We start from the raw sequence: 21,435 nt of genomic DNA, 5'->3' as shown, positions 1-21,435 counted from the left end.
TTATACGCAGCTTTTTTGTAAAGAGAATGCTTTATTGAGAAATATTCAAAACGCTTATTATAAAAAGGAATGAAGGAATGTTGAGAGAATAACGTTTGATAAGAAAGGAATGCGGCTATTAATTTCTTATTAGATTGTATCGTAAAACTAATTGATTAAATGGAATTTAAAACAATTGGTGTTCAACAGAATGGTGGCGTTTTCTTTTGGGAGAAAAAGGGGGATGTTAATGGGAATTATGAAAAGGAGTATCGCATTATTTATTGTACTTTGTTTTATGAGTCCGCTGGTTTTTAGTGCAAATGTACACGCGGAGGTTGTAACAGAGCTTAAGACTGGCTTTCCAGATCAAGAAGTATTTACTCCTGGAGAATGGTTTTTAGGTCAGAAACCTGCTAATTATGATGAGAATAAACCACCAATTCTCTTTGTACAAGGAAGAAATGGTAATGCGGATAGTTGGTATGGAAAGACAGTATATCATGAGATGAATGATATGTACGATTATGCTTTGAAAGCAGGCTATCAAACTGTATTTATTCAATTATATGATGCCGCGGGGAAAGGATCAGCTAGCCAATGGGACAATGGAAAATTGTTAGCACAAAAGCTTGAAGAGATTTATAATCATTTTGGCAAAAAAGTAAATATTGTAGCTCACAGTAAAGGTGGTATTGATACACAAGCTGCGTTAGTTGGATATGGAGCGAATCGATTTGTTGGAAATGTTATTACGCTTGCCACTCCGCATTACGGATCCAATTTAGCGGATTTATCATATAGTTGGTGGGCAGGATGGCTTGCCTCTATATTAGGTCAAAAAGATGATGGGACATATTCATTGCAAATAGGTGAAATGGCAAAGTTTCGTTCTACAATAGATAATAATCCTGCAGCTAAATTAAACCGTTACTATACGGCTACTGGGACAAGCTGGGGACCTGTTTTTTCAGCATTATCTATGGGCGGGTTGTATTTGTCATCATACGGTTCTAATGATGGGTTAGTGAACGAATGGAGTGCTAAGTTACCATATGGAACACATTTATTTACAGATTCACGATTTGATCATGATAATATCCGAAAAGGTTCAGCCGTTTTCGCACGAATTGAACCATATTTACGGACAGCGAATGTACCAGTACCGGTTTTATTAGCCCCGAGTAATAGTTCAGAGGAAAAGGTAGAACAATTAAACACAACTTCTAATCAAGCTATTTTAGGAGGAGAGTTGTCACAAAATGAGTGGGTAGGACAAACTGTCGCAGTTGATAAAAAAGCAGAAGGGGTAGTTTCTATTTTAACAGCTTCTTCAGATGTAGAAATACAACTAGTATCTCCAAAAGGAAAAGTTTATACAAATAAAGATAGTGCTGTATCTACTGGTGAAGGTGAATCTCTCTTTAAAGGAGCCACTATAAGAACATTTAAATTTGATAAAATGGAAGCAGGAGAATGGCAAGTTAAAATGATGGCGAAGCAGCCGAAAGATGCATATTTAATCGTGACCAATTACAAAAAAGATGCTCCGTTCGTCCTTCAAATGCCGGCAAAGGTTAAAGTAAATAAAGCAGAGTATAAACTCAAAAAATCACCTGTAGCTCCAGAAATGAAAGGCGATCTTTCAGTAACAGTACGAGTAATTAATAAAGATGGAAAATTAGTTTCTGAATCAAATGAATCGAAAAACATTAATACAACTACATTTACAGGTGCTTTGAAAAATATAGAACAGCCAGGTGTGTATAACGTTACAATTGATATGAAAGGAATGAATAAGGAAGGACAACCTTATAATCGTACGATAGTTAAATCGGTTTATGTGGAGAAGTAGGAAAGAATGAATCGGTTTTAATAAAAAAAGTGCCGAATTCTTGTGGCAGAAGGATTTCGGCACTTTTTCATGTTTATTAGATAAATAGAAAAGTGAAATGGGAGTTTATGTTGTATAAGAGGACGATAGGAATCAAAAAAACGTTATGCAATAAAAAAGATGCTGAATTAGCATCTGAATGTGAGGGAATAGTATTAACTTAGTTTTGTAACTGTTAATTCAACTGAATTTATACCATTATCACAAGTTACAATACTTTGATGATTGAAACCACTATTATTTCTAAGTTGAAGAGTTGAATTAGCAGGCACCGTAACAATGGTTTCACCAACTAGTTGAAGGCATTCGTTATTTGATGAAGTATTCATTTGAAAAGCGAAATCACCTTGACTATTAGCAAGTGGATTATTATTTAAAAATATAGTTATGACTGGAATATGGGGAAATACAGGATTTAACGTAGTGTTAATACTTGAAATGAAAGAAATTCTATAATCACCAGCTTTACTAAATTGTATAGTAGTCGGATTTAATAAGGAAACTCCTCCTGCCAAAGGGCCAACGTGATTAAACGGAAAAGAACCGCCAAAAGGAACAGTTATAAACTCAGTTTGCCAAAAAGTGCCGTAAGCAGGCTTAGATGATTTATGTGAATGGTCGCATGAACATTTTTTATACGAACTGGAAGATTGATGGCACGAACATTTTTTATATGAACTAGAAGAAGAGTGGCATGAAGATCTTTTATATGAACTTGAAGAATGATAGTATGAACCCAATATATTACCTCCTATTATTAATAAATGTATAACACATAGTAGTTTATGCAATCGAAAAGCAATTGGCGTGTATACTTGTCCATATATAAGGTAATAGATTTGGGATAAAAAACTGGCATAATATAAAGTACTCTAATGAGGGGATATAGTTTTCAAAAAAATGGAGTTAGAATATTCTATGTGATAAATTTTGGAGAAGAAAAAGGATGAATATTTAGCAGATAACTCTATCCAAGGTTTTAAAATGTTGAAGTATTTAAACTTTAAGATAGTATATCGCCAAAGTAAAGAAGAGAAGTATTTAAAGGACAGCATTTTAGTGAAACAGAGAAATGGATAAAGCGATGATTAAGTTTTTAACTTAGTCGTCGCTTTTTATTTATGTAGTTGTGCAGGAAGAAGGCAAAAAATATCGAATGAATGTAATTATACAGAATTGTTTGTATTTATTTCGAATAGTAGTTAAAGATACGTTAGTTATATTTCAAACAGTAAGAAAAGAGAGATTAAATAATAGAGGGAGCAACTTACATGGAAAATATATTAAAGGTATCCTCAAAATCAAGTCCGAATTCAGTGGCAGGTGCAATAGCAGGCGTACTAAGAGCAAGTGGCAAAGTAGAAATCCAAGTGATTGGAGCTGGTTCTTTAAATCAGGCGATTAAAGCAATTGCGATTGCAAGAGGTTTTGTAGCTCCAAGTGGCATTGACTTGGTTCTTGTTCCAGCGTTTCAAGAGGTTACTATCGATAATCAAGAAAGAACAGCAATCAAATTAATTGTAGGTCCTAGAAGGAGAAGGTCTTAATAGCGAGCATTAATATAAGGGGATTTGAAAAGGTCAATAGACTCCAAAAAGTTAGACACGTTATTTCATTTGACAGTTCCTTGGGCGTGGATACAGTATTGTACCGGATTTATGACTTTTAATTCCTCTTTATATTTAGCGGGTTTTTCTAGAAACTTAAAAATGCCAAATCCTTTGTGACATAAGGGATTTGGCATTTCTAAAACTGCTCATTCTTCTCCCAAGATTCAACGAGATAGTATGGAAAACCTTATTATATCAGGGTTTCTAAGTGGTGATTTTCCTGGATGCTCACATTTTGCTCACATTAAGTATTTTCATTTTTTATCAGGTGTTTTCATTAGATTTTATTATACTCTCGAAGTTTTCTGCTGCATGTTCTGTGTGATGTGACTATACTTGTCTAAAGTCATTTGAATAGAGGAATGCCCTAAGCGATCTTGTACGATTTTAGGGTGTTCTCCAGCCTGAAGCATGAGTGTAGCGTGAGTATGTCGTAAGTCGTGTATACGAATTCGAGGAACACCAGCTTTTTTATAGTGATCATTCAAAAAGCGATGAGGAGCATCTATATGTAAGGGTGAATGTATCGTATTGCCGGTGAAAATAAAGGCTTCTTCATTCAAGTGTATACCCCAGCGGAAAAATTCTTTCTTTTTATAAGAGTAGTAGGATTGTAACTTCCCTATAACAAAAGAAGAGATACTAACGCTTCTATTTGAAGATTTAGTTTTTGTAGCAGCTTTAAATAGTCCTTTTTCTGTTTTTACAAGTGATTTATTAACCAGGATACGTTTATTATCAAAGTCAATATCTTTCCATGTTAGTGCAAGTAATTCTCCACGTCTCATACCTGTATAGATTGCAAGTAAGAAGAACATATGGTACTTAATATTTTTTTCTTTTAGATACTGGAGGAATCGATTACATTCTTCGCTCGACCATGTTTTCATCTCACCTTGCTCTTCACGTGGTTTTTTTACTTTATTCATTATATTATCATGTATGATTTCCCATTCTACAGCATGTTTGAAAATGCATCTTAGGCAGCGATGGATATTGCTGATTGTACCATTTGATAGTCCTTTTTCCTTAAGTTCAGCATAGTAGCTTTGAATCATTACGGGCTTAATACTTTTAATTTTTTTATAACTAAATGGGGGAAGGATATAGAGCTTAACTAAGCTCATGTCTTTTTCATAAGAGGTAATTTTTAATTCAGCTTTACGAAGAGGCTTTAACTTTTCCCATACATCTAAAACAGTTAATTGTTTGTCATCAAAATATATGCCTTTCTCTATCTCCGTAATCATCGTTGCAGCAGCATTTTGGGCTTCCTTTTTTGTTCTAAATCCACTTTTACTCTTTTGCTGTCGTTTTCCTGTGGTTGGATCTATACCGATATCTATTGTAAAAGACCACGTATTTCCACGTTTACGAAAACTTCCTTTCATATTCAATACCTCCTGCATCGTTAGTTTTAAAAAATTACGGTATTTTAATATTCGGTTATATAATTAACTTGCTAATAATTGATTTTCAAAATGTAAAAGCCTTTTTTCAACAAATTTTGTTGTTACATTGAATTTTTCTGAGATTATATATGCTTTTAACTGTAGGGGAGGTAGCTTTCGTAACATAAAAGTAGGTACGCAAAATTGTTGTGCGAAGTTTTAGCCTTTGCTTCTTGATAATATGGAAGAACGAAAAACACAGTTACTATAATCGAATTTGAATTTTGTTAAGAGATAAATACTTTGCTTATCATATAGATTCATTTTTTGATATTGGATTTACTTAGAAATTAAAAAAGGTCTCTCCAATAAGATTTGAAGAGACTTTTCTTTCACATACCATAGCAACTTAGCTCTTATTAAAATAGGGTTTAAGCTCTTTCTAAGGTATTTAGGGAGTACCGATAGTTCCTGCCAGTAATGCAGCAATTCTATCTAAAGCTTCCTGTACTGTAGTAGGAGGAGGAACTGCCCAATTCACTGGATTAATAGGTGTATAAGCTAAATTGAAAACGTCATCAACTCTAATTAAAGATGTATTTGTGCCTATAAGAGTTACTGGGGAACGAATAGGTAAAGAATCAACTGTCGCTCTCACTCTTGTAATAACGTTATTAACGCCATTAACAATTAAATTCCCTGAATTAGGGCTGGGATTGAAGATGTTTTCTGTAATAGCAAAACTGGTTAAATTTAAAGGGTCAATTGGAATATGACCAGATTGCACATTAATGATGACATTACCATTTATTCCGCCACCTACTAAATTGACTTGGGTATCTGTTGTTGCTTGTGAATTAATAGTAATATTCCCACTAGAAACGAATGAAGCAAACATCACCATGTTAATGCCATTTTGAGTATAACCAGCGGATAACATTGAGTCACGGATATTAACTTGATTCACAGAAGTAGTTAAAGCTGTGAATATAGGAGTAGGGGTTATATTAACGCTAACAAAGAATAACTTCCCACTAAAACTACTTGCAGTTACAAAGTTAAAATCAAGTGGTCCAGTTAATAATGTCAGGTCTACAAATCCAGATCGATTATCATTTTGAAATCCGTTTTCAAACCATGACGGATCATTAATATCGAAGGGGATAGCTAATCTAGTTAATAAAGTACTAGTTCCGATTAATTGTACATTTGCTTTTAAATGAATTAATGGTTCTGTATAAGTGCCAGGTCCAATAGAGATAGCGTAGCGTTTAGCTGGTGAAGCATCTATGATAGATGCCATTGCTGCAGTAATTGTCAAGAACGGGTCACATTCAGAACCATCAGCGGTAACGTCATTACCAGCTTTGTTTACATAGACTATTTGAGTGAATATTGGTAGAGGTTCTATGCATCCAGGTCCAGTGTCCCAGGTAGGTCCAGTGGGTCCAGTAGGCCCATCGGGTGGTCCAGTAGGTTCGGTAGGCCCAGGTGTTGCCGGTAGGTCCAATTGGCCCTGTAGGAAATGAGAGCCCGGTTAAATCTGGGTTTAATGCAGCAGCATGTAAAATTTAAAATAAATTCAGTTCATCTTTCTTTGACATAGTTCACCTCCAAAAAAATTTCTAATCGTATCTAATAGATGCACAGTATTAATGAAATATGAACATATTTGTGACTGGAAAAGAAGAATATTACTGGAAAAATTTAATGAAAACGTTATTTTAATAAAAAAACGGGGAAATGAGGAATGTATAGAAAAATCGTTGAGTATGATTCTAAAATGGTTTTGAAAATGAGGGAAGTGAAAGAAAAAGAACCCTTTATATAAAGGATTCTTCTGGTGGTTTAATCTATTAATTACATTCTTTGTAATATTCATCGCATGAATCGTTATTCTCATTACAACAGATACAAAATGTTTTTTGAACAAATAAGCTAACTAGACTAGTAGGACCTTCCTGCTTTGTAAGAGTAAGACTTTGAAAATCTTCAACTTGAAATATTTTTGTTTGAGCGGGTTGTAATATAGTATTAATTGGGCTGGTAGATATTCTTGTTAGAATAGTTACTTGAACAGGTGCACTCATACCGACAACGAATAACTGAATTAATGTTTTATTATGATTGTTTGTAAAATCCTCAAATACAGTTTGTGGAGTGGTGGTTTCAAGGAAAACAGATACAGGTATATTTCCATTTACATTTTCTTCAGAACCAGCAATTGTATGAGTCTCGATAAAACAGTTGTTTTTTTGATTGCCCGAATGCGATTGTTTTTTATAATACTTTTTACCATCTTTATAAAAATAATCAGCCATACTTATGTTGCTCTCCTTTCTTTGAGATGTCTATATATGTTATTAAACAAAAGGAAAGGGTGCTTGTACAAAATAATAAAACCCGCTCTCGTAAATAATTAAAAAAGCTATTTAATATGTAAATGTAAGAGCACTTGGGGAAGTGCTCTGTAAAGACTATTCATTCTAAAAAGAAAAGAATATAAAATATTTTATGAATTTATTTTTGATTTTGTGTGTATTCTTTGTACAAAAATTTCATTGGAAACTGCAAACTAGATGCCATAATAACACCTAGTTTTAAAGGCGTACTTGTACTAGTTTAATTTGATAATGTTTAATTCTAAAGCATTTATTCCATTATCGCATGTACGAATGGCTGTTTCGCCTACAAAGCTATTATTTATAAGTTGAAGTGTTGAGTTGGCTGGGACTGATAAAATAGTGTCTCCAATGAGTTGAGCGCAATCTACATCCTCTGGATCGAGTATTGAAAGACCGAAAGTAGCTTTGAAATTTGGAATCAGACTGTTATTTAATAGTATAGAAATGGTAGGCGAATAAGGAAATGAAAGGGCTACAGTCAAGTTAATCGAGGAAATGAAAGAAATTCGATAATCCCCAGCTTGTGTGATATTAATTGTGGTTGGATTTAACAGAGAAATTCCCCCACCATAGGGTCAGCCTGATTAAAAGAAAAAGGGGATTCGAAAGGGACTGTAATGATTTCTGTTTGCCAAAAAGTTCCATAAGCTACTGATAGTGATCCAGAGGGTCCAGTGGGTCCAGTTGGTCCAGTCGGTAGTGTGAATGGTGGAACGGGTGGTAAAGTAGGTCCAACTAAATTAGGGTTTATTGAAGTAGAAGATAAAAACTCGTCCATTATATTTTCACCTCTGAAAAGTTCAGTTCTTATTACTAATAGTAAATGTAGGGGTAGAACAAAATGAAATGGACAAGCGCTTGTATTTTATAAATTAAACAAAATAGTTATTGTATAGATAAAAATAAACAGAACCCGCTAGTTATAACGGGTTCTGTGTACAAGGAATACAAGGAATACAAGGTAACTGGTCCAGAGAAACCTGTGTATTCCATGGATTGGTAATAATGTATTCAAAGTAATAAAAAAGAGCGCTGATTGAGAGCACTCTTTATGCCTAATCATAATGAAAATGACGAGCGCGCATTATATAGAAAGGTAGTATTTATAGTATGTAAAAGTATGAAATTGGTGAATGGGTTCAAATAAAATCGTTATTTTAATTAAAAGAGCAGCTAGCAAAAGCTAACTGCTTGTTAAAAAAGAATCCACTCTAGGTTATTTACTGCCAGAGTTTCAAGAAATAAATGATTAAATTAATTTAATTTTTCAATTACAATCGAAGCATTTATATTTGTTTGTGTTCCACCTGCCAAAGTCTGCAAAGTAACTGCAGCAGCGGAAGTATGATTATTAAGGGTAATAATATCACCTGCAGCTAAAGCGAGGATTGTTTGGCCGTTGTTTGGTTGAGTTCCTGCACCTGATCCATAAACTGCGCTGGTAACCGGAGCACCATTTAAAAAAAGTGTGAATTGATTAGGCTCAACTCCTGATACAGAAAAAGAAATTTTATAATCTCCTGCATTAAGAACCATTAATTGAGAAGTTCCCAGCGTATGAGTAAAACCAGATGTCATTCTACCATGTGAATTAAAAAGAATAGGTGCTTCTAAGGCAACAACTTGAGCTGATGTATTGAAAACATAAGCATAATGAGATAACCCAGATACTGTAAGTCCGGTAGGCCCAGTAGCTCCAGCAGTTCCTGGCAATCCGGTAGGCCCCGGAGGTCCAGTAGGTCCTGGAGGTCCTGGAGGTCCACCAGAAGGTCCGGTTGCTCCTGTTATTCCGGTAGGTCCAGTAGGCCCCGGAGGTCCACCAGAAGGCCCGGTTGCTCCGGTTATGCCGGTAGGCCCAGTAGGCCCCGGAGGTCCACCAGTTCCTGGCAATCCGGTAGGCCCCGGAGGTCCACCAGTTCCTGGCAATCCGGTAGGTCCAGAAGGTCCTGGAGGTCCACCAGAAGGTCCAGTTGCTCCGGTTATGCCAGTAGGCCCAGTAGGCCCCGGAGGTCCACCAGTTCCTGGCAATCCGGTAGGTCCAGTAGGCCCTGGAGGTCCACCAGAAGGTCCAGTTACTCCGGTTATGCCGGTAGGACCAGTAGGTCCACCAGTTCCTGGCAATCCGGTAGGTCCAGTAGGCCCTGGAGGTCCGCCAGAAGGTCCAGTTGCTCCGGTTATGCCGGTAGGTCCAGTAGGCCCCGGAGGTCCACCAGAAGGTCCAGTTACTCCAGTTACTCCAGTTACTCCAGTTACTCCAGTTACTCCAGTTACTCCAGTTACTCCAGTTACTCCAGTTACTCCAGTTACTCCAGTTATTCCAGTTATTCCAGTTATTCCAGTTATTCCAGTAGGCCCTATTTGAGGCAAAGGAAAGGAACATGGAAAGGGTATGTGACAATTCTTTTTAAATTTACTCATTTTTACACCTCCCTTATAAATTAACTACCAATGTATATTTATACTTTAACAACTTATGAGTAAACAGACACACGGGTGTAAGGAAAAAACCTACAATAATTACATAAAAGGTTTTAAGAGCAAGCCTTTATTTCACATTCCATACCAAAAAGAGCACTATATATAAGTGCTCTTTTCGAGAGTGAGTATAAATTCCTATCATTCTATACTAGTATATGCACTGTATTATGTAGTTGCTACTAAAGTTAATGTCAGTTTTTAAAATTAGAGGTTTCTTTTAATGAAACCTCTAAAAAGACAACTAAAGTTACGTTATAGTAAATTCAATTGCAATAGGAGTATCTCCATCTAGGACGGCTCCGCCTACAATAGTAGCAGCTGTAGTAGTCACACCAGTAATAGTATCGCCTGTTTGAATAATGCCATTAATATAAAGCGTAAAAGTAGAGAACATTTAAAAGGACCCGATTAGGGGACGGGTCCTTTTAAGGAAACACTAAACCTTCATGTAATTACCAATAGATTACCATAAAAGGAAAATGATTTCCGTCAATTAGGTGTTGAGAAAGCTTTTTATAAAAATTTCATTTTGTAGTAGTTTAAAACATAAATAGAGCACTTAATAAAGTGCTCTCGTGACGAGATTATCCATGGGAGTAAAGCCTGTTGGTGCTGTGAAATCTTGGCTAGGGGATCCATGGTACGATCATATTAAAAGCGATATGAAAGATGTTAAAGTTGTAGGGGTTGAACATGAAGTCAACTTAGAGAAAATTGCATCGTTAAAACCTGATTTAATTATTGGTAATAAGGTACGCCAAGAAAAGGTGTACGATAAATTAAGCGCAATTGCTCCAACAGTATTTTCAGATACACTAGGAGGCGATTGGAAGGAAAACTTTAAATTATATGCAAAAGCTTTAAATCGTGAAGAAGAAGGCAACAAAGTATTAAGCAAATTTGATGCACACCTAGAAGGTGTAAAACAAAAATTAGGTGATAAAGTAAATCAAGAAGTTTCTGTTGTCCGTTTCATGGCTGGAACTTCTCGTATTTATTACACAGATTCTTTTTCTGGAGTTATTTTTGATCAATTAGGTTTTAAACGTGTGAAACAGCAAAAAGAGCTTTTTACTGCTAACAGTAAATTTGGCAACCTTGCTATAGATGTAGGAAAAGAAATGATTCCTAAAATGGATGGAGATGTTCTTTTTTACTTTACATATGCGCCAGAAAATGATCAAAAAGCTTTAGATAAAGCAAAAGAAATGACAAGCGATCCTCTTTGGAAAAATCTAAATGCTGTTAAAAATGGAAATGCACATGAAGTTAGTGATGCAGTTTGGAATACTGCTGGTGGTGTAATTGCAGCTAACAAAATGTTAGATGAACTTGAGAAAATTATGCTTAGCAAATAAGGTTTCAACTTCTTAATTTTTTTATAGTAAGGCCGGAGAGTATAAAAATACTTTCCGGCTTTTACTATTTTTTAATGGAAACTTTTGAAGGGGTAGCACCACATTGCCATCAACCTAAGAAAACAGGTCACCCCTAAAACGATTAATAAGCTTTTTCGTTACAAGAAAGCCTAAAAATTTCGTTCTGGGGGTGTAATAAAACTTTAGCTTGATGGGCATGTGGTGGTATCCCTATACAGTTACTCATAAATTTCGTACTGTGTAACTCAAAAGAAAAGGTTTTATAAAGTCAATGATAGCAAGGGATTTAGTGATAGACTCAGTTACACACAATATAAGATATGGGTAAGTGAAGAAAAGGCATAAAAAAGGAGCGTAGTTCGTCAAATAGATGTAATGCTCTATTACTATTAAGTTAAGAAATTCATTGTTTCCGATTAATTGCATCTGTTTATTGTGATTCTTATTGATTTTAAAAAATAAAAAATCGCCTTATTAAAGGCGATTCATTTTGTATTCTTTTGATAAATAAATATCTTTTAAAATTAAATACAATGTTCTACATTAACGTGTTTCTGGATCTTTGTCTTTTTTTCTAAGACCAAATAATCCTAGTAGTCCCAATAAACCAAGCCAAGTCCAATTATTATTTTTATTACGATTATCATTTAAATCATTTGTCGTATTTACATTTCGAGTTCTCACATCATTATTAACTCTATTCATGTTATAGTCATTAACTCTATTCGTGTTATAGTCATTAACTCGAGTTGTAGTATTATTATTGTTAACTCTATTCGTATTATATCCATCGTATTCAGCATGGACGCTTGTACCAAAAACCGTAATAGTTAGTAATAGGGCACCTAAAATAGATGAAAGTTTTTTCTTCATGGTTTTCCCTCCTTTCGTATTTAGTAATGTCTCCAGTCCCTTTAGACAATATTCGGTTGAAAATACATAAAACCATTTGAATTGAAATTCCGATAAACCTCTTTAATTTTTATTATTAAAAGTACTTATAATAATGGATTAAGTTAATTGAAATGTATTTATTCCTTATAAGAATAAATTTTTGGTAACGGTACATTCTATGAGAGGTAATTACTATATTTGGGTAAGGTGTTCCTTATGAGTTATAAGAACTTATTTTCTTTAATCCAGAACATGGTTGGGAAAATTTTTTCTATAGTAAGTATTGTTGCTAAAAGTCTAATTTCTTTAAGGAGGAATATTTTCATGGGTATTTTAAGTGGAAATCCACAAAATGAACCAATGCACTACGGAGAAGTCTTTGGGATTTGGAGTTACCTTGCAGCTGCACAAGGAGCAATTGCTGGATATCAAGTTCTTATTAACCACACAGGAGACGAGGATTTAAAGAAATTTTTAGAAAACCTTGTAGAGAATGATATCCAATCAGAAGTTGAAGAATTAAAAAATATATTAAAATTGAATGGAGTTGCATTACCACCAGCACCTCCAGAAAGACCAGTTGCATCTATTGAAACGATTCCTCCTGGTGCTCGTATTAATGATGCGGAAATTGCAGCTAAAGTTTCTATGGATCTTGCTGCTGGGTTAGTAGCATGTAGCCAAGCTATGGGACAATCTCTACGAGAGGATGTAGGAATGATGTTTGGTCAATTCCATTTAAAAAAAGCACAAGCTGGAGCTATATTACTTCGTCTGAATAAGAAAAAAGGTTGGATTATTCCACCTCCATTACATGTTCTACAATCAGATCAAGCATAATACTTAAATAAAAATTCAATTTATTCTTTATGGCTGCTGCAGTGAGATTGTTTAGGGAAATAAAGGCGATTAGCAAATTAAAATAATTGGCAGAGTCGTGACCGCTTTTTGGCAGTATATGTGCCGATTGTTTTGGAATTAGCATGTTATAGTTGTATTGTGAGTAGTAGGGGAAAACATTGCTCACAAATAATATAAAAACACGTGAAAAAATATGAAATCCCCTTTTGCAATAGAATATAATATAACAAATAAAAAGTGTCACAAATGCTTGTATAACAGGCATTTGTGACACTTTTCTAGTTTTATATAATATAAAATGAACCACCTTAAAACTGCTCATTCTTCTCCCAAGATTCAACAATATAATGAGCAATCGTTGGGTTGAATCCTTTACCAACTAAGAACATAATTGCAGCAACCTCAGTTAAAGCGTGTTGATGTGATGTATGTTTTGCTTCATTTAAACCGTAATCTACCCAAGGTTTTACGAAATCTAGTACAGGTTTCTTTAAAGGTAAAAACTGTGTACCGACAACTTGTTGAATTTGTTGTTGTGTTGGTTCTGTAATAGGTCCTGGTGGTAAAATTTGTGGCTGTGTAATATCGAATGTTGGACCAGGCGGTAAAATTTGTGGTTGCGTCGGATCGATAGTTGGTGGTGCAGGTGGGGAGACACGTTGTTCGGAGTTTGGTTGATACATTGGCTGTTGTGGCTGATTTGCATATGGATTTTGCTGATATTGTTGTTCTTGGGTGCGCCGCGGTACATATGGATTTTGTTGTTCTTGAGTGTACTGAGTTGTGTATGGATTTTGCTGATATTGTTGTTCTTGAGTTGGTGATGCTGCATATGGGTTTTGAGGATATTCATAATTTGGACGTGTGTCATATGGATTTTGTTGATATTCAGCTCCTTGAGTTTGCGGTGTTGCGTATGGATTTTGTTCGTATTGTGGCTCTTGATGTTGTGTCTCTTGCTCCTCATATTGTTCGGCATATCTTTGTTCCTGATGTTGAGGGGAAAATGGTTGTTGTGGGTAAGGCGGTTGGTTATTATAGAACATTTTTATTCCTCCTTCATAATGATGCCTACCACCTAGTGTATGGGCGGACAAGAAAATATGTGATGAAAAAATGCGGGCGTGTTACAATAAGTAACTGGGTGAAGATAAAATGATAAAACAAGAAAAAATACAAAAAACAATAACTTTCGTAAAGCATATTTTAGAAAAAGATGCGAGTGGGCATGATTGGTATCATATTGAACGCGTACATAAATTGGCGATTTCTTTATCCGAGCAAGAAGGGGGAAATCGTTTTATAATTGAAATGGCAGCATTACTTCACGATGTAGCAGATGAGAAGTTAAATGAGAGTGAAGAAGCAGGAATGAAAAAAGTTTCTGATTGGTTAGAAGAGTTACGTGTTGAAGAAGATGAAAGTAAGCATGTTCTTCATATCATCGCCAATATGTCTTATAAGGGCGGTCATGGTGGCACAGTTGAGTCACTTGAAGGTAGAATTGTTCAAGATGCGGATCGTTTAGATGCTCTTGGTGCAATTGGAATAGCTCGAACGTTTGCATACGGAGGAGCGAAAGGGAGATTAATGTATGATCCAACTATCCCTCCTCGAGAAGTGATGACGAAAGATGAATATAGAAAAAATAATGATCCATCTTTAAATCATTTTTATGAAAAGCTTTTAAAACTAAAAGATTTAATGAACACGAACGCAGCAAAACAAGAGGCTGAAGTTCGTCATCGTTATATGGAACAGTTTATTGAACAATTTATGAAAGAGTGGAATGCACAAATATGAAAATGTTAACTGTGGAGAACTTATCGAAATCATACGGAGAAAAACCGTTATTTGATGGATTATCATGTAGTATTACAGAAGGACAACGTGTCGGAATTATCGGTGTAAACGGTACTGGTAAATCGACGTTATTAAAAATTATTGCAGGATTAGAAACTCCTGATACAGGTGATATGACGCATTCACGCGGATATACAATTAGTTATTTATCACAGCAACCAGAGTTTGATGAAAAACTAACAGTATTAGAGCAAGTGTTCCATGGTGATACACCTTTAATTCGTCTTCTTCGTGATTATGAACAATCGTTATTAAATATCGAAAAAGATCCAAGTAATGAAAAAGTACAGGAACAATTATTTGCAGTGCAGCAACGTATGGATGCGATGAGTGCATGGGAAGCAAATGCGAATGCAAAATCGTTATTAACGAAATTAGGAATTACTGATTTTACAGCAACTGTTGGAAACCTATCTGGTGGACAAAAAAAGCGTATTGCAATGGCGCAATGTTTTATTGAAACACCTGATTTATTAATTTTGGATGAGCCTACGAACCACCTTGACCATGAGACAGTTGAATGGTTAGAAGAATATTTAGCAAGATATACAGGTGCGGTATTACTTGTAACCCATGATCGTTATTTCTTAGACCGTGTGACAAACCGTATTTTTGAATTAGATAACGGTAAACTGTATAGCTACGAAGGAAACTACAGTACATTTTTAGAAGCGAAAGCACTTCGTGAAGAGCAGGAATCGGCACAAGAATCAAAACGCCAAAATTTATATCGTCGTGAACTTGCTTGGATTCGCCGTGGTGCAAAAGCCCGTTCTACGAAACAAAAGGCGCGTATTCAGCGTTTTGATGAGCTGAAGGGACAAGAAGGACCAGCAGCGAAGCAATCAGTTGATATTGCACTAAGTGGAAGTCGTTTAGGAAAGAAAGTACTTGAATTAAAAGATGTAACGAAAAAATTTGGTGATAAAACAGTATTACATAACTTTAATCATATTGTGAAGCCTGGTGATCGTATCGGAATCATCGGAGCAAATGGAAGCGGAAAATCATCACTATTAAATATGCTTGCAGGAAAATTCTCTCCTGATAGTGGTGAAATTGAAGTAGGACAAACTGTAAAAGTTGCCTATTATACGCAAGAAAATGAAGAGATGAATTTAAACCAGCGTATGATTGAATACATTAAAGAAATTGCGGAAGTTATTCATACGACAGACGGAAAAGTAATTGGCGCATCTCAAATGCTAGAACGTTTCTTATTCCTACCGCATTCACATGGAACAACGCTTGGTAAACTATCTGGTGGCGAAAGAAGACGGTTATATTTATTGCGTATTTTAATGGGAGAACCAAACGTACTATTACTTGATGAGCCTACGAATGATTTAGACACACAAACATTAACAGTGCTAGAAGATTATTTAGAAGATTTCCCAGGTGTCGTTTTAACTGTATCGCATGACCGTTACTTCTTAGATAAAGTAGTAGATGAATTGTTCATCTTTACTGGCGAAGGTGAAGTGCGTGAATTCCTAGGTAGTTATACAGAGTATTTAGAAATGGAAAAAACGAGAGAACTCATTGAGAAAGCAGAAGTTCAAAAGGAGAAAAAAGTAGTAGAAGAGGCTCCGAAACAACAACGTAAACGTAAACTTTCTTACAATGAGCAGCGTGAGTGGGAAACAATTGAAGATACAATTGCACAACTAGAAGAGAAACTTGAATCAATTGGAGAAGAACTTACGAATGTTGGATCTGACTTCACAAAGGCCCAAGAATTATCTGAAGCAGGGCAGAAGATAGAAGAAGAGCTAGAAAAAACGATGGAACGATGGAGTGAACTATCCGACATCGTTGAAGGATTAAAATAAAAACAAGCTGCATATATTGAAAAGTAAAGAGAAAAACTTTACACTATTGGTAGAACCTATTTTAGGAGGGAAAAAATGAGAACATCTAATCCAATGTTGAAAAAAGAGGCATTCCGTAAAGAGGGAGCAAATACTTCTGCGATGACTATTGGCGGAACAGTAGGCAAAACGTTTATCATGCTTATCTTGCTGCTTGCAACGTCTGTCTATTCATACATACAGATGACGCAAGGTACGATGAAGATGCCAGTATTAATTGGCGCTTTAGTTATTGCGGCAATCGTCGCATTTGCGTCTATATTCTTCCCGCGCATTTCACCTATCGGTGCGCCAATCTATGCAGCGGTAGAAGGGGTTGTATTAGGGAGTATTTCAGCGATTTATACAATGAAATTTGGCGATACTATCGTTTTAAACGCTGTCTTACTAACAGTTTCAATTCTATTTGCAATGCTAGTGTTGTATGCAACACGCGTAGTAAAAGTAACTGATAAATTCCGCACAGGTGTAATCGCAGCGACAATGGGAATTATGGTTATGTATTTAATCGTATTCTTACTAAACATGTTCGGTGTTACAGTTCCATATATTCACCAAGGTGGAACAATCGGTATTATCATTAGTGCAGTTATTATTGTAGTTGCTGCATTAAATCTATTACTAGATTTCGATTTAATCGAAAGTGGCGCACGTAGTCAAGCTCCAAAATATATGGAGTGGTACAGTGCAATGGGTCTAATGATGACGCTAGTATGGTTATACTTAGAAATTCTTCGTTTCGTTTCTTACTTTACGAAAAATGACTAATAAAAAAATCCTGCATGAAATGTGCAGGTTTTTTTGTTTTTAAAGATAAATTGAAAATATGGATGTTGGCGACTTAAATTGAAGGGGGATGGAATATGATGAAAGAGAAAAAAGGGATTATGAAAAAACTATTTTCTAAAAGTTTTTTCATAGAACTAGATAACGCTTTAACATATCCATCAGCAGAAGTTATTCGTTCAGCTATTGAAAGCTATGCGGCTAAATGTAATGAACAATTAAAAATTGAGAGTAAAGTTAAACCGATTACTTTCTACTTAGAAAATGTAATGTACCGCGCTGAAATAAAGATGGCCCGGGGAGGATATTACATATCTTGCAGTGAAGTATAATATTTTTGGAAACCTTACATGTTTATACTATGTAGGGTTTCTTTTTTTGATTTGTAAGATATAAAGTAATAATTTTTGCTTACAAACATATCATTTTGCGCTTTTTACCCTTCCAACATTTTTCTTTACAATGAAGAAAAATATGTGAGGTGGTATAACTTATGATGAATCGAGTTGTATTAATCGATAGATTGACAAAGGAGCCAGAATTATACTACACAAAACAAGGTGTCGCTTATGCACGAATATGTGTTGCGGTGAATAGAGGTTTTCGAAATAGTTTAGGTGAGCAACAAGTAGATTTTATTAATTGTGTTGTATGGAGAAGGTCGGCTGAAAATGTAACAGAATATTGTACGAAAGGCTCACTTGTTGGGATTACAGGGCGTATTCATACGAGTAATTACGATGATGAACAAGGAAAGAGAGTATATAGAACTGAAGTTCTGATTGAGAATATTACATTTTTAGAGAGAAGGCGGGAGAGTGCATCGCAATAATATTAGAATTTTAATGATAGTTTCGGATTAATTAGGTGGAAAGAGAAAGTATGATGATGGGAAGAAATCAATAAAATTAAGCATCCGAGTAGGAGTATAAAGGGGTAACATGTTACAATACAGCTAAGAACACGCAATAAAGGAGAGTTTTTTACGTGAAGATTAAAGCAATTGAACCGACGCCAAGTCCAAATACAATGAAAGTTATTTTGAATGAAGTATTACCATCAGGAGCGCGTAATAATTATACAAATGAAAATAAAGAACAAGCACCAGTGCAAGTGCAAGAAATTTTGAAGATTGAAGGCATTAAAGGTGTGTATCATGTTGCAGACTTTTTAGCAGTGGAGCGAAATGCGAAGTATGACTGGAAAGTTTTATTACAACAAGTTCGTGCTGTTTTCGGTGAAGAAATAGTGGAAGAAAGCGAAGAACAACAACTTTCTCATTTTGGAGAAGTGAAAGTGTTTGTTCAAATGTTCTTTACAATTCCGATGCAAGTGAAGTTAACAGATGGAACCTCAGAAGAGCGTGTTGGTTTACCTGATCGTTTTAAAGAGTCAATTATGAAAGTGCAAATGTCTGCACCTAACGTTGTGAAAGAGCGTAAGTGGGTAGAGCAAAGTACACGTTACGGTAATTTTGAAGAAATCGGGAAAGAAGTAGTAGAAGAAATTATTGCTGCTTATTCAGAAGAACGTGTAAATGAAACGGTTAAAGAATTATTAGATCAAGCAGGTGCTGTTGAAGTAACGATTCAAAAGCGTGAGCCATATAAAGTAACAGAAGAGATGATGAAAGATTCTGACTGGAAAAACCGTTTTGCAGCTTTAGAACAAATGGATCCAACGGAAGAAGATATGATGGTATTGAAAATGGCATTAGATGATGAGAAAGTATCTATCCGCCGTTTAGCAACAGCTTATTTAGGTATGGTAAAAGGTGAAGGAGTATTGCCGTTATTATATAAAGCGTTATTAGATCGTTCAGTAAGCGTTCGTCGTACAGCAGGAGATTGCTTATCAGACGTAGGTGATCCAGCAGCGATGTTCGTTATGATTAAATCTTTGAAAGATTCAAGTAAATTAGTACGCTGGCGTGCAGCAATGTTCTTATTTGAACTTGGTGATGAAAGTGCAATTCCGGCACTAAAAGCAGCAGAAGATGATCCGGAGTTTGAAGTGGCGATGCAAGCACGTTTAGCTTTAGAACGTATTGAAGGCGGCGAAGAAGCAAAAGGATCAGTATGGAAGCAAATGACGGAGTCTCGTAAAGGGGAATAGTTTATGATTGTTTTCTATGATAGTTGGTGCCCGATGTGTACGGCGGTTGCAGAACGTACGAAAAGATTAGATAAAAAGGGTAAGATGAAATTTGTTTCATTTCGAGATGAAGATGTAGTTGAGAAGTATGAACTTTCTCAAGAATTACAAAGTAAGATGGAACAAAGATTGTATATTTTAAAAAATAATAAGTGGTATGACGGAATTCATAGCATTAACGTATTAGCAAAGGCCGTTCCATCTTATTGGTTTGCAGTACCTTTTATAAAACTATCTATCGTACTTGGATTTGGAAGTAAAGTATACGATTATATTGCCAACAATAGAAAACTTGTCCCAGTTGGACACTGTCGTGAAGGGGTTTGTGAAATCCCTACAAAAAAATGAAATCATCGTTATCTTTCTTTTGCACCTATTAATAGAGCGTGATATGATAAATTTGGAATGAAAGTTGAAGGAGAGATACAAGATGTCAAATGCATATGAAGAATACATGCGTCAAATGGTAATTCCAATGCGCCAAGAGTTAGTGCGTTCTGGATTTGAAGAGTTAACTACAGAAGAAGCTGTAACAGAATTTATGGAGAATGCATCAGGTACAACTTTAGTAGTTGTAAACTCTGTTTGTGGTTGTGCAGCTGGTTTAGCACGTCCATCAGCAGGTCAAGCGGTTGTACGTGCTGAAAAACAACCTGATCATCTTGTAACTGTATTTGCAGGTCAAGATAAAGATGCTACTGTAAAAATGCGTGAATACTTCGGAGAAATTCCTCCATCTTCACCATCTATGGCATTACTAAAAGGAAAAGAAGTTGTTCACTTCATTCACCGTCATGAAATTGAAGGCGCAACAATGGACGAAATTATTACAAACTTAGAACAAGCTTTCGAAAAGAATTGCTAAAGTAGGGGGAGAGTGAATCTCCCTCTTTTCTTTATATAGAGGTGAAAAAATGATAGTAACAACAGCAGGAAGAACAAATAAAGAAATGAAAGATTATGCAAACAAGGTAGCAGCAGAATTAAATCTTTCTTTCGTTAAACGTAATGACATACCAGTACATAAACTGCATGAGCAGTATGAACAAGATGTACTTGTCGTAGGGAAAAATCGATTAGCCATTTATCCAAAAGGTACGGAAGAGTCGTTTTTCTTTCATCCAAACTCAGCGATGTTTCGTGTGAAAAGGTTAATGCGCGGAGAGCACGATCCGTTTGTACAAGCTGCTAAATTAGAGAGCGGAATGACAGTATTAGATTGTACGCTCGGTATGGCATCAGATAGTATTGTAGCTAGTTATATTGTTGGTGAAAGCGGAAAAGTAACGGGACTTGAAGGCAATGAATATATGGCTTATATTATGGGAAATGGTTTAAAAACATGGTCTTCATCTGTTTCTGAAATTGATGAGGCAATGCAACGAATCGATGTGAAGCAAACGGAGCATTACTCATTTTTAAAACAATGTGAAGATAATAGTTATGATGTCGTTTACCTTGATCCAATGTTCGAAGAAACTGTCATAGAATCAGATGGAATTAAAGGATTAAAACACTTCGCTTTGTATCATGATATTACTGACGAAACAATTGCGGAAGCGAAGCGTGTGGCGAGAAAGCATGTCGTTCTGAAAGATCATTTCCGTAGTTCTAGATTTGAAAAACATAATTTTCACGTATACAAAAGAAAAAGTGCTAAGTTTCACTTTGGTGTAATTGACCCTTGCTAATTGTTTGAAAAGATGTATAATAAGCAATAATTAATTAAATATACTGTCTGTGATGAAGAGAGTAGTCTTTTTCAGAAGGAAAGCGAGCTAGGGATGGTGTGAGCCTAGTGCAGAAGAAAAAGATGAAGCGCACTTCGGAGATGCTTCTTGAACGAATAGTAGAGTAAGCCGAGGCCCCC

The 21,435-nt window shown here is 35.6% G+C and carries 19 protein-coding genes, 5 pseudogenes and 1 other annotated feature (1 of these 25 only partly in view); of the genes and pseudogenes, 14 read left to right on the top strand and 10 right to left on the bottom strand.

Features of this window, described 5'->3' with window-relative positions; genetic code table 11:
• Positions 1-223: 223 nt before the first annotated feature.
• Positions 224-1,834 carry a lipase family alpha/beta hydrolase gene (locus tag ABH960_RS04435; RefSeq protein WP_404443078.1) on the top strand — a complete coding sequence of 537 codons (1,611 nt, stop codon included), beginning with the start codon at positions 224-226 and terminating at the stop codon, positions 1,832-1,834.
• 194 nt (positions 1,835-2,028) lie between these two features.
• On the opposite strand, the gene ABH960_RS04430 is transcribed toward ABH960_RS04435, so the two are convergent.
• Positions 2,029-2,613: a hypothetical protein gene (locus tag ABH960_RS04430; RefSeq protein ID WP_002127124.1), complete on the bottom strand. Its 585-nt coding sequence runs from the start codon at positions 2,611-2,613 to the stop codon at positions 2,029-2,031.
• A 190-nt stretch (positions 2,614-2,803) separates the two neighbouring features.
• Here ABH960_RS04430 and ABH960_RS04425 point away from each other — a divergent pair, with 190 nt between their 5' ends.
• A complete protein-coding gene (locus tag ABH960_RS04425) occupies positions 2,804-2,953 on the top strand; it encodes a hypothetical protein (RefSeq protein ID WP_002012544.1) in 150 nt (49 codons plus the stop codon).
• A 191-nt stretch (positions 2,954-3,144) separates the two neighbouring features.
• A complete protein-coding gene (locus ABH960_RS04420; protein WP_002035358.1) occupies positions 3,145-3,420 on the top strand; it encodes a stage V sporulation protein S in 276 nt (91 codons plus the stop codon).
• 327 nt (positions 3,421-3,747) lie between these two features.
• Here ABH960_RS04420 and ABH960_RS04415 read toward each other — a convergent pair.
• From ABH960_RS04415 to ABH960_RS04390, 7 genes and pseudogenes are all read right to left on the bottom strand, one after another.
• Positions 3,748-4,874 (bottom strand): annotated as a pseudogene (locus tag ABH960_RS04415) (site-specific integrase).
• 63 nt (positions 4,875-4,937) lie between these two features.
• Positions 4,938-5,113, bottom strand: a pseudogene (locus ABH960_RS29535) (ImmA/IrrE family metallo-endopeptidase); the annotation flags it as partial.
• Positions 5,114-5,325: 212 nt separating this feature from the next.
• Positions 5,326-6,412, bottom strand: a pseudogene (locus tag ABH960_RS04410) (exosporium leader peptide); the annotation flags it as partial.
• Positions 6,413-6,730: 318 nt separating this feature from the next.
• Complete coding sequence (locus tag ABH960_RS04405; protein ID WP_002035352.1) at positions 6,731-7,195, bottom strand: hypothetical protein; 465 nt, start codon at positions 7,193-7,195, stop codon at positions 6,731-6,733.
• A 296-nt stretch (positions 7,196-7,491) separates the two neighbouring features.
• Positions 7,492-8,057, bottom strand: a pseudogene (locus ABH960_RS04400) (exosporium leader peptide-containing protein).
• Between the two features lie 476 nt (positions 8,058-8,533).
• A complete protein-coding gene (locus ABH960_RS04395; RefSeq protein ID WP_404443073.1) occupies positions 8,534-9,697 on the bottom strand; it encodes a BclA C-terminal domain-containing protein in 1,164 nt (387 codons plus the stop codon).
• A gap of 307 nt (positions 9,698-10,004) precedes the next feature.
• Positions 10,005-10,148, bottom strand: a pseudogene (locus tag ABH960_RS04390) (DUF4183 domain-containing protein); the annotation flags it as partial.
• 199 nt (positions 10,149-10,347) lie between these two features.
• On the opposite strand from ABH960_RS04390, the gene ABH960_RS04385 reads away from it, so the two are divergent.
• Positions 10,348-11,115 carry an ABC transporter substrate-binding protein gene (locus tag ABH960_RS04385; RefSeq protein WP_404443334.1) on the top strand — a complete coding sequence of 256 codons (768 nt, stop codon included), beginning with the start codon at positions 10,348-10,350 and terminating at the stop codon, positions 11,113-11,115.
• A 564-nt stretch (positions 11,116-11,679) separates the two neighbouring features.
• Here the strand turns inward: ABH960_RS04385 and ABH960_RS04380 are convergent.
• The gene (locus tag ABH960_RS04380) at positions 11,680-12,009 is read right to left on the bottom strand and encodes a WGxxGxxG family protein (protein WP_002088113.1); all 330 of its coding nucleotides are present in this window, start codon (positions 12,007-12,009) and stop codon (positions 11,680-11,682) included.
• A gap of 345 nt (positions 12,010-12,354) precedes the next feature.
• On the opposite strand from ABH960_RS04380, the gene ABH960_RS04375 reads away from it, so the two are divergent.
• Complete coding sequence (locus tag ABH960_RS04375; RefSeq protein ID WP_002168501.1) at positions 12,355-12,870, top strand: DUF3231 family protein; 516 nt, start codon at positions 12,355-12,357, stop codon at positions 12,868-12,870.
• 329 nt (positions 12,871-13,199) lie between these two features.
• Here ABH960_RS04375 and ABH960_RS04370 read toward each other — a convergent pair whose 3' ends face one another.
• The gene (locus tag ABH960_RS04370) at positions 13,200-13,937 is read right to left on the bottom strand and encodes a hypothetical protein (RefSeq protein ID WP_404443070.1); all 738 of its coding nucleotides are present in this window, start codon (positions 13,935-13,937) and stop codon (positions 13,200-13,202) included.
• A 109-nt stretch (positions 13,938-14,046) separates the two neighbouring features.
• On the opposite strand from ABH960_RS04370, the gene ABH960_RS04365 reads away from it, so the two are divergent.
• From ABH960_RS04365 to ABH960_RS04325, 9 genes are all read left to right on the top strand, one after another.
• Positions 14,047-14,694 (top strand): HD domain-containing protein, encoded by a 648-nt coding sequence (locus tag ABH960_RS04365; protein ID WP_002012557.1) that lies wholly within the window; start codon positions 14,047-14,049, stop codon positions 14,692-14,694.
• Positions 14,691-16,586, top strand: a complete 1,896-nt coding sequence (locus ABH960_RS04360) for an ABC-F family ATP-binding cassette domain-containing protein (RefSeq protein ID WP_002127139.1) — start codon at positions 14,691-14,693, stop codon at positions 16,584-16,586. The genes ABH960_RS04365 and ABH960_RS04360 overlap by 4 nt, the downstream gene beginning before the upstream one ends.
• A 75-nt stretch (positions 16,587-16,661) precedes the next feature.
• Positions 16,662-17,393 carry a Bax inhibitor-1/YccA family protein gene (locus tag ABH960_RS04355; RefSeq protein ID WP_002085937.1) on the top strand — a complete coding sequence of 244 codons (732 nt, stop codon included), beginning with the start codon at positions 16,662-16,664 and terminating at the stop codon, positions 17,391-17,393.
• A 95-nt stretch (positions 17,394-17,488) separates the two neighbouring features.
• Positions 17,489-17,743, top strand: coding sequence for a DUF4318 domain-containing protein (locus tag ABH960_RS04350; RefSeq protein ID WP_404443065.1), 255 nt, complete (start codon positions 17,489-17,491; stop codon positions 17,741-17,743).
• A 161-nt stretch (positions 17,744-17,904) separates the two neighbouring features.
• Positions 17,905-18,243, top strand: coding sequence for a single-stranded DNA-binding protein (locus ABH960_RS04345; RefSeq protein ID WP_404443062.1), 339 nt, complete (start codon positions 17,905-17,907; stop codon positions 18,241-18,243).
• A gap of 155 nt (positions 18,244-18,398) precedes the next feature.
• Positions 18,399-19,526, top strand: coding sequence for a conserved virulence factor C family protein (locus ABH960_RS04340; protein WP_002012566.1), 1,128 nt, complete (start codon positions 18,399-18,401; stop codon positions 19,524-19,526).
• A gap of 3 nt (positions 19,527-19,529) precedes the next feature.
• Positions 19,530-19,913 (top strand): thiol-disulfide oxidoreductase DCC family protein, encoded by a 384-nt coding sequence (locus tag ABH960_RS04335; protein ID WP_002085930.1) that lies wholly within the window; start codon positions 19,530-19,532, stop codon positions 19,911-19,913.
• Positions 19,914-19,995: 82 nt separating this feature from the next.
• Entirely contained in the window at positions 19,996-20,430 is a 435-nt protein-coding gene (locus ABH960_RS04330) for a BrxA/BrxB family bacilliredoxin (protein WP_002012568.1), read from the top strand.
• Positions 20,431-20,479: 49 nt separating this feature from the next.
• Positions 20,480-21,256, top strand: coding sequence for a class I SAM-dependent methyltransferase (locus tag ABH960_RS04325; protein ID WP_404443057.1), 777 nt, complete (start codon positions 20,480-20,482; stop codon positions 21,254-21,256).
• A 40-nt stretch (positions 21,257-21,296) separates the two neighbouring features.
• Positions 21,297-21,435, top strand: a binding site (T-box leader) (it continues 76 nt past the right edge of the window).

This window comes from Bacillus sp. RC252 (genome assembly GCF_044909215.1).
Taxonomy (GTDB): domain Bacteria; phylum Bacillota; class Bacilli; order Bacillales; family Bacillaceae_G; genus Bacillus_A; species Bacillus_A mycoides.
The sequence above is the reverse complement of the archived record's forward strand: the minus strand, read 5'-3'. Positions and strand labels throughout refer to the sequence as shown.

Excerpts from the sequence above, each read along its gene's own strand:
- ABH960_RS04355 (WP_002085937.1), top strand. The coding sequence starts at position 16,662 with ATGAGAACATCTAATCCAATGTTGAAAAAAGAGGCATTCCGTAAAGAG.
- ABH960_RS04380 (WP_002088113.1), bottom strand. The coding sequence starts at position 12,009 with ATGAAGAAAAAACTTTCATCTATTTTAGGTGCCCTATTACTAACTATT.
- ABH960_RS04370 (WP_404443070.1), bottom strand. The coding sequence starts at position 13,937 with ATGTTCTATAATAACCAACCGCCTTACCCACAACAACCATTTTCCCCT.
- ABH960_RS04375 (WP_002168501.1), top strand. The coding sequence starts at position 12,355 with ATGGGTATTTTAAGTGGAAATCCACAAAATGAACCAATGCACTACGGA.
- ABH960_RS04385 (WP_404443334.1), top strand. The coding sequence starts at position 10,348 with ATGGGAGTAAAGCCTGTTGGTGCTGTGAAATCTTGGCTAGGGGATCCA.
- ABH960_RS04395 (WP_404443073.1), bottom strand. The coding sequence starts at position 9,697 with ATGAGTAAATTTAAAAAGAATTGTCACATACCCTTTCCATGTTCCTTT.
- ABH960_RS04345 (WP_404443062.1), top strand. The coding sequence starts at position 17,905 with ATGATGAATCGAGTTGTATTAATCGATAGATTGACAAAGGAGCCAGAA.
- ABH960_RS04350 (WP_404443065.1), top strand. The coding sequence starts at position 17,489 with ATGATGAAAGAGAAAAAAGGGATTATGAAAAAACTATTTTCTAAAAGT.
- ABH960_RS04360 (WP_002127139.1), top strand. The coding sequence starts at position 14,691 with ATGAAAATGTTAACTGTGGAGAACTTATCGAAATCATACGGAGAAAAA.
- ABH960_RS04330 (WP_002012568.1), top strand. The coding sequence starts at position 19,996 with ATGTCAAATGCATATGAAGAATACATGCGTCAAATGGTAATTCCAATG.
- ABH960_RS04365 (WP_002012557.1), top strand. The coding sequence starts at position 14,047 with ATGATAAAACAAGAAAAAATACAAAAAACAATAACTTTCGTAAAGCAT.
- ABH960_RS04405 (WP_002035352.1), bottom strand. The coding sequence starts at position 7,195 with ATGGCTGATTATTTTTATAAAGATGGTAAAAAGTATTATAAAAAACAA.
- ABH960_RS04335 (WP_002085930.1), top strand. The coding sequence starts at position 19,530 with ATGATTGTTTTCTATGATAGTTGGTGCCCGATGTGTACGGCGGTTGCA.
- ABH960_RS04435 (WP_404443078.1), top strand. The coding sequence starts at position 224 with ATGTTAATGGGAATTATGAAAAGGAGTATCGCATTATTTATTGTACTT.
- ABH960_RS04420 (WP_002035358.1), top strand. The coding sequence starts at position 3,145 with ATGGAAAATATATTAAAGGTATCCTCAAAATCAAGTCCGAATTCAGTG.
- ABH960_RS04325 (WP_404443057.1), top strand. The coding sequence starts at position 20,480 with ATGATAGTAACAACAGCAGGAAGAACAAATAAAGAAATGAAAGATTAT.